We start from the raw sequence: 6,781 nt of genomic DNA on the forward strand, positions 1-6,781 counted from the left end.
AGACCGTGGCCGAGACCATACAGGTGGTGAAGAGCCTGGCCGTGACCGCCATCGGGGTGGCCGTGGGGGTGAGGATCTACCCGGGCACGGGTCTGGCCGCCCTGGTCGAGGAAGAGGGGTTCTCCCCGGACAACCCAAACCTCAGGGGCAGGGTCGAAGGCAACGAAAACTACCTTGAGCCGGTGTTCTACCTCTCCTCGGCCCTTGGTCCGGAGCCGGAGGCCCTTGTGTCCGGCCTGATAGGCCGCGACGCGCGGTTTCTCTTCATGGCGCCGGCGGCGGGCCGGAGCTACAACTACAACCAGAACCTGCGCCTTGCGGAGGCGATCCGCCGCGGCAGCCGCGGCGCCCACTGGCACATCCTGCGGCAGATAGGCTAACCCCCTCGTCGTTTGAAATTAGGTTGGATTTACGCCAGGTTGATACCGTGGACTGCCTGGCGGTAGTGCGCCATATCCCGGTAGATCGAGCAGGGTGGGGGTACGGGTTTCTACAGGCGCGCGCAGTTAACAAATCCGGCAGGCACGGCGCCTGCCGGGATGCGCTATGGTTCTACACGGGTATGTAACCTGTGGCCTATCGGCGGGCCACTGCTTCCTTTGGGCGGGCGACAGGTCGTTTTTAGTCACACTAATTCCCGCCTTCTCTCGCCGGCCGCTCTTTTGGAGAGTTTCGCTCCTTAATACTCCGACAGACCGAAGCGATTCCGCCCTAGCCCAACTCTCGCACTTTGGGAACTATCCCTGGTATGGCTGAAAGGATTTCGACGCCGGGCAGAGCAATAGCCCCATGGTCAAACTCTTCTTCAATAGCCGCCATTTTCGCCTCCAGGGCCTCGAGGACTTTGAAGTTCTAGGCCAGGACTATCCTCTCCGCTTCGGGCAGTTCGCAGAGCTGCCGAAGGAACTGCCTGCCCTTTACCCGGAACAGGTCGCTTACCGATACGTTTATCGGCAGATCCGCCGCGACCGAAAGGGTGGTAGGGATCTCCCCCCAATGAAGAGGCGGCGCTAAGGCCCATCGGCGCGGGGCTATATGGAGATAGGCAAGCCTGGGCAACCGGAAAAATTCTTGGCTTATTACAGGAAATCCGGGAGGAATTTGTCGGTCGTCGTCGTATTATATTCACCCCGAGAAAGGGGCACAAATTGGTAATTCTTGTCGGCTTCCGGTCGGTTCAGATGCGTTGACCAACCAGACCGGTTGCAATACGCACGTGAAAGCAGGTGTCGCCCAACCAGGGAAGATGGAGTTAGTGGATGAAGCGGGCTGGACCGGGAAGCGCCGGTAGAAGAGGGAACGGAGTGGCAATGATTTTGCAATCAATCAATCAAACAATCAATCAAAGCTCCGCCCTAGTTGCTTGACGGTCAGGAGCCACTCGTTCCTTATCTGTGCTGTTGGCGATCGGGCAGGCGCGCACAGTTAGTTTGTGACTGTGACGTGCCTGCCTATATTTTTTGCATAAGCGGTGAGCGCATTTTTGCACCCAATTGGTTTAAGGAGGTGAGGTTATAGATCCAGCAGGCACCTCAGGAAAAGCTGGCTGCCGACCTCGGCCGCGCGCTGTTCTTTGCGCTGGCTGCCAGGGACAGGATCAGCGCGGTTCACTCCCAGAACGTGTCGGGCCACGTGCTGCGCCTGGCAGAGGCGTGGGGGCTGGGAGAGCACGAAAGGCGGCTGTACTCTGACGCCGGGTTGCTTCACGACATTGGCAAGATCGGCATCTCCGACCAGCTGCTGAAGTCTGCGGAAAAGTACACCGAGGCAGACTGGGCGGAAATGAAACAGCACGTGCAGATCGGGGCCATGCTGCTGCGGAGCCTGGGTTTTGCTGACGTGGTGGTCAAAGGTGCCCTTTACCACCACGAAAGGTACGACGGCAAGGGCTACCTGGCCGGTCTCTCCGGGGGGGAGATACCGCTGGTGGCGCGCATGATCGCGGTAGCAGACGCTTTCGACGCTTTGACCAGCTACAGGCGGTATCGCAAGCCGGTCGAGCCCGGGCAGGCGCTAGAGATTATATCTTCGAGCAGCGGGTAGTTCGATCCGGAGGTGTTGCAGTGTTTCCTGAGCCTTTGGGCGGTTAGGCCCATTGCTTAGTTGTCCAAAAAAAACGACAATGATAACTAATCTCAAGGAGGAATTGGTTATGGAAGAAAGAAAATTGGCGCCGCCGACGACTAAATTGGAAGTGCCGCACGTTGAAACCAAGGCCGAGCCTGCTGCCAGGCAGGTCGACCAGCGGAAGCTCGAGGCCCAGCGCAAACAAGCCAGGACCTTTGCCAAGCAGCAGCAAATGGCGGAACGCATCGCCACGGCCACAGAGCAGCTTTCGTGCGGACAACATCAGCGAGATCGTGCGGGCGGTGGTAAAGATAGCCGACCAGACCAACCTCCTGGCGCTTAACGCGGCCATCGAGGCGGCCAGGGCGGGAGAGCACGGCAAGGGGTTTGCCGTGGTGGCCGACGAGGTCCGCACCCTCGCCGAGACCTCGGAAAAGGCCGCCAACGACATTCGTGAGCTCATTGGCGCCATCCAGCAGGACGTCAGAGAGGTGGCCGAAGCCATCAACTAGGCCGCGGCTACCGCTCGCCAGGAGGTGGAGAAGAGCAAGGCCCTCACCGAGGAACTGGTCACCGCGGCGAGCGCCACGGAAGAGGTAGTGGCCGCGGCGGTGGAAATCAACAACCTCTCTCAGGAGTCCATGCGCAGCGTCGAAGTCTTCCAGCAGGGGGCTTCGGAGATAGCCAAGGCCGCCGAGAAACAGGCAAGGGTTCCCAGGAGGCCCTCAAGGCCGTCGACCAGCAGGCCAGGGCCTTGAGCGACATCGGCACCTCCGCCAACGAGCTTGCCGAGACGGCCGAGGAACTCAAGCGCTCCACCGATGTGTCCAAGTCGGCCGAGGGGCTGGCGGCGGCTGCGGAGGAGCTTTCTGCCGCCATCGAAGAGGCCAGCCGGTCCGCGCAGGAGATCATGGCGGCCCTCGACCAGATCTCGCGGGGCGCCCAGGCCTAGGCCAAGGCGGCCGAAGAGTCCGCCAGCGCCGCAGCCCAGATAGAGAGCGGAGTGAAGTTCATCAGCGAGCGGGCCGCCGCCTCGCTAGAGAAGGCGGAGAACCTTGCCGCCATCTTGGCCCGCAACAAGGTTAACGTAGACGAGTTTATCCGGGGAATTTCCCTGGCCCTTGAGGCCAACATAGAGAACGTTAAGAAAGTGAAGGTCCTGGAAGGTCGGGCCAGACAGATCGACAAGATCGTGGACACCATCGTTACCGTGGGCATCCAGACGAACATGCTGGCGGTCAGCGGGGCCATCGAGGCGGCGCGCGCCGGCGAATACGGCAAGGGATTTGCCGTGGTGGCATCGGACATCCGCAACCTGGCCCAGGACAGTGCGCGAAACGCCGACCAGATCAAAGACCTGGTGAAGGCCATCCAGGACCAGGTCAGCACGGTGCTCAAGGACATCGAGGCCGTCGGGGAGTCGACCAGGGAAGAAGTGGAAAAGGCCAAGAAGACCGCCGAGGATCTGGTGCGCATCGAGGCCGATATGAAGACGATCCTTGCAGGCGCGCGGGAGATCAACGAAGACGCGGCCCAAATCGTTGCGGCAGTGCAGCAGTCGCGCAAGGCCGTCGATCAGATTGCCCAGGCGGCACAGGAGTCCGCTTCGGCTGCAGAGGAAGCCGCTACGGCAGTAAAACAGCAGGCCCAGGGCATGCAGGAGCTCTCCAGAGCCATTGAAGAGATCGCCGCCCTGGCGGACGAGCTGCAGCAGCTCTAGAGCGCAAGGGGGGAGAGACGTGGCGTACAACGGTGCACGCGGCGCCAGGCAATGCGTGACCTTTCACGTGGGCGACGAGGTCTACGGCATCGACATCGAGTACGTACAGGAAATAATCCGGGTCCCGGGGATGGTTAAAGTCCCCCGGACCCGCCCTATTTCGAGGGCCTGGCCAACCTGCGCGGAGACATACTGGCCGTCGTCGACACCCGGGTCAAGTTCGGGCTGGAAAAACGGCCGCCGGGAGACACGAGCCGCGTGATTGTCCTGGATGACGGCGCCAGGCGGATCGGTTTCATCGTCGACCGGGTTTCCGAAGTGGTCAACGTTGCCGCCGGGGAGATCGAAAAGGTCAGGGAGACGGGGGCCAGGGCGGAATTCCTGCGCGGCGTGGCCAGGCTTTCCGGGGGCGAGCGCCTGGTTCTCCTGGTCGACGCCGCGAAGCTCATGAAGGGCGAGGAATACGGGGGAAGGCTCGCGAGGAGAGAACGGCTGTTCACACCGGCCGCGTGGAGGAACGCCAAAGAGAAGAAAAAGAGGAGGTCCAGCTTGTCAGCTTCCGCCTGGGCGCGGAGGAATACGGCCTGGACATAGCAGCGGTGCAGGAAATAGTGCACCTCCCGGAAAGCATAAACCGGGTGCCGAACGCGCCGGAATACGTCGCCGGGGTAATGGTGCTGCGGAGCCGGGTCCTGCCGGTGGTGAGCCTCCGCACGCCCTTTAGATTGGGCGATGGAGAACTGGACGACCGGGCCCGCGTAGTGGTGGTGAACCTGCGCTCCGCAGGCCAGGGACAGCAAGGGGCAACGGTGGGCCTCGTGGTGGATGCGGTGGCCGAAGTGCTGCGGGTGCCGAAAACGGTCATAGATCCCGTGCCCGCCTTGCTGCGCTCGGCCTCGGAAGAAGGGATTAGCGGCGTATGCAAACTGGCTGAGGGCAAGCGGCTGGTCTACGTGCTTGCGGCAGAGAGGCTGCTTGCCTCTGGCGACCTCTTGGAGGTGACGGCCATGGCCGAGACTGGAGAGAACGCAGAACAGCGGGGAGCCGGCACCGGCGAGGAGGAAGAGCAGCTCGTCACCTTCAGGCTGGGCGAAGAGGAGTTCGCCGCCGGCATCACCGAAGTCCGGGAGATCATCCGCGTGCCGGAGATCGTCACGGTGCCCAGGGCGCCGCACTTTGTGGAAGGGGCAATCAACCTGCGCGGCACCGTCATTCCGGTAATCGACTTACGCAAACGTTTCGGGATGACTGCCAAAAGCAGGGACGAATACACGCGCATCGTCGTGGTCGAAATGGAAGGGGTTCTCACGGGTATCGTGGTCGATGCGGTCCGGGAAGTGATCAAGGTGCCCCCGTGCCAGCGTGGAGGCTGCTCCGGAGATCCTTCCTGCGAACGTGGACACGCGTTTCATCAGGGGCATAGCCAAGGCCGCCGGCGGCGAGCGGCTGATCATCGTGCTGGACGTACGGGAAGTTCTTTCCTTTGGGGAAAAGGAGGAGCTGGCCGAATTTGAGCGGCGCGTGGAACGCGAAGCGGATACGGGTGCTGGTGGCTGACGACCCCGCCTTCATGCGCAAGTGCCTGCGGGAGATGCTGGCCGCCGACCCGCAGATAGAAGTGGTCGACGTAGCCCGCGACGGCGAGGAGGCGGTGGCCAAGGCGAAGGAACTGCGTCCGGACGTAGTCACCCTGGACGTCAACATGCCGAAGATGGACGGGCTCACCGCTCTCCAGCGCATCCTGCTTGAGGCGCCCTGCGCGGTGGTGATGATCTCCTCTCTCACCCAGGAGGGCGCGCTCACCACCATCGAAGCTCTGGAACTAGGCGCCGTCGACTTTGTCGGCAAGCCGGGCGGCACGATATCCCTGGGGATCAAGCAGTTGCAGCGGGAGATAGTGAGCAAGGTCAAGGCGGCGGGGGCCAAGCCGCGCCGCACGCCGCGGCTTCAAGGTGGTGGTGATCGGGGTTTCGACAGGGGGGCCGCGCACGCTGATCGACATCCTGCCCTACCTTCCAGGCGACCTGCCGGCGGCGGTGCTCTTGGCGCAGCACATGCCGGAAAGCTTCACCGCCTCCCTTGCCGAGCGCCTGGACCGGGCGTGCCAGCTGGCGGTCAAGGAGGCGGCCGACGGGGACGAGCTGGCACCGGGCAGGGTGCTTGTGGCCAGGGGCGGGTGGCACCTGAAGGTGGGCCCGGGCACAAACGGGCGCCTCGTCGCCAGGCTGAGCCGCCAGCCCGCCGACACCCTCTATTTCCCATCGGTAGACGTGACCATGCGCTCCGTTCTCGAGCACGTCGCGGCGCGGGACGTAGTCGGGGTGCTGCTTACCGGCATGGGAAGCGACGGCGCCGAGGCCATGGTTGAAATCAGGAAGCGGGGCGGCTACACCATCGCCGAGGCGGAGGAGACGGCGGTGGTGTGGGGCATGCCCAAGGAGGCGTACTTGCGCGGCGGGGCGGAGGTGCTCGCCCCGTCGTACCACATCGCGCAGCGCATAGTCGAGGGGGTATGCCGGGGTTGAAGGCGGAAAAGATGCAGTGTCTGATGAGCACGCTAAGGGAGCATCCCGAGGAAGGAGAGCGATACCGGGCGGCCCTGGACCTTTCCCGGTATCCGGAGGACGGGGTGGTGAACTGCCTCGTCGAAAGGCTGACCCGGGAGCCAAGCCGGGCCGTGCAGGAGGCCATCATCAGCTCCCTCATCGCCATCGGCACCGAGACCGTGGCGGCGCGCTGCGCGGAGCTCTTGCGCAGCCGCGACGCCTACGTTCGGAACGCGGCCGTCGAAGTGCTCCAGGTTCTGGAGGACAAGTCGCTGGGCGCGGTGCGCCGGCTGCTGGACGACTAAGACCCGGACGTGCGCATACTTGCGGTCAACGTGCTCGGCGAGCTGCGCTGCAAGGAAGCGGTCGAATTGTTGCGCCGGGTGGTGGCCTCAGACCCCGAAATAAACGTCGTGGCGGCGGTGGAGTTCCTGGGCGAAATGGGCCT

8 protein-coding genes and 4 pseudogenes are annotated in these 6,781 nt (G+C 63.0%); all 12 read left to right on the forward strand.

Annotated elements, in window-relative coordinates:
- On the forward strand, positions 1–380 hold a 380-nt coding region (locus ACUVTA_RS06445), incomplete at its 5' end, for a hypothetical protein (protein ID WP_445952142.1).
- A 1,198-nt stretch (positions 381–1,578) separates the two neighbouring features.
- Positions 1,579–2,043 (forward strand): HD-GYP domain-containing protein, encoded by a 465-nt coding sequence (locus ACUVTA_RS06450; RefSeq protein ID WP_445952155.1) that lies wholly within the window; start codon positions 1,579–1,581, stop codon positions 2,041–2,043.
- Between the two features lie 332 nt (positions 2,044–2,375).
- Positions 2,376–2,520, forward strand: a pseudogene (locus ACUVTA_RS06455) (methyl-accepting chemotaxis protein); the annotation flags it as partial.
- An 83-nt stretch (positions 2,521–2,603) separates the two neighbouring features.
- Positions 2,604–2,825, forward strand: coding sequence for a hypothetical protein (locus tag ACUVTA_RS06460; RefSeq protein WP_445952143.1), 222 nt, complete (start codon positions 2,604–2,606; stop codon positions 2,823–2,825).
- Positions 2,822–3,019 carry a hypothetical protein gene (locus tag ACUVTA_RS06465; protein WP_445952144.1) on the forward strand — a complete coding sequence of 66 codons (198 nt, stop codon included), beginning with the start codon at positions 2,822–2,824 and terminating at the stop codon, positions 3,017–3,019. The genes ACUVTA_RS06460 and ACUVTA_RS06465 overlap by 4 nt, the downstream gene beginning before the upstream one ends.
- A gap of 51 nt (positions 3,020–3,070) precedes the next feature.
- Positions 3,071–3,787, forward strand: coding sequence for a methyl-accepting chemotaxis protein (locus ACUVTA_RS06470; protein ID WP_445952145.1), 717 nt, complete (start codon positions 3,071–3,073; stop codon positions 3,785–3,787).
- Positions 3,788–3,854: 67 nt separating this feature from the next.
- Positions 3,855–4,381 (forward strand): annotated as a pseudogene (locus ACUVTA_RS06475) (chemotaxis protein CheW).
- Positions 4,297–5,301, forward strand: a complete 1,005-nt coding sequence (locus ACUVTA_RS06480; RefSeq protein WP_445952146.1) for a chemotaxis protein CheW — start codon at positions 4,297–4,299, stop codon at positions 5,299–5,301. Before ACUVTA_RS06475 ends, ACUVTA_RS06480 begins: the two are co-directional and overlap by 85 nt.
- A 77-nt stretch (positions 5,302–5,378) precedes the next feature.
- Positions 5,379–5,582, forward strand: a pseudogene (locus ACUVTA_RS06485) (response regulator); the annotation flags it as partial.
- A 163-nt stretch (positions 5,583–5,745) separates the two neighbouring features.
- Positions 5,746–6,312: a CheB methylesterase domain-containing protein gene (locus ACUVTA_RS06490; protein ID WP_445952156.1), complete on the forward strand. Its 567-nt coding sequence runs from the start codon at positions 5,746–5,748 to the stop codon at positions 6,310–6,312.
- Between the two features lie 23 nt (positions 6,313–6,335).
- Positions 6,336–6,638: a HEAT repeat domain-containing protein gene (locus ACUVTA_RS06495; RefSeq protein ID WP_445952147.1), complete on the forward strand. Its 303-nt coding sequence runs from the start codon at positions 6,336–6,338 to the stop codon at positions 6,636–6,638.
- A 9-nt stretch (positions 6,639–6,647) separates the two neighbouring features.
- Positions 6,648–6,781: pseudogene (locus ACUVTA_RS06500) on the forward strand (HEAT repeat domain-containing protein); the annotation flags it as partial.

This window comes from Thermodesulfitimonas sp. (assembly GCF_052743955.1).

Coding starts and splice junctions, on each gene's coding strand:
- ACUVTA_RS06495 (WP_445952147.1), top strand. CDS start 6,336: ATGAGCACGCTAAGGGAGCATCCCGAGGAAGGAGAGCGATACCGGGCG.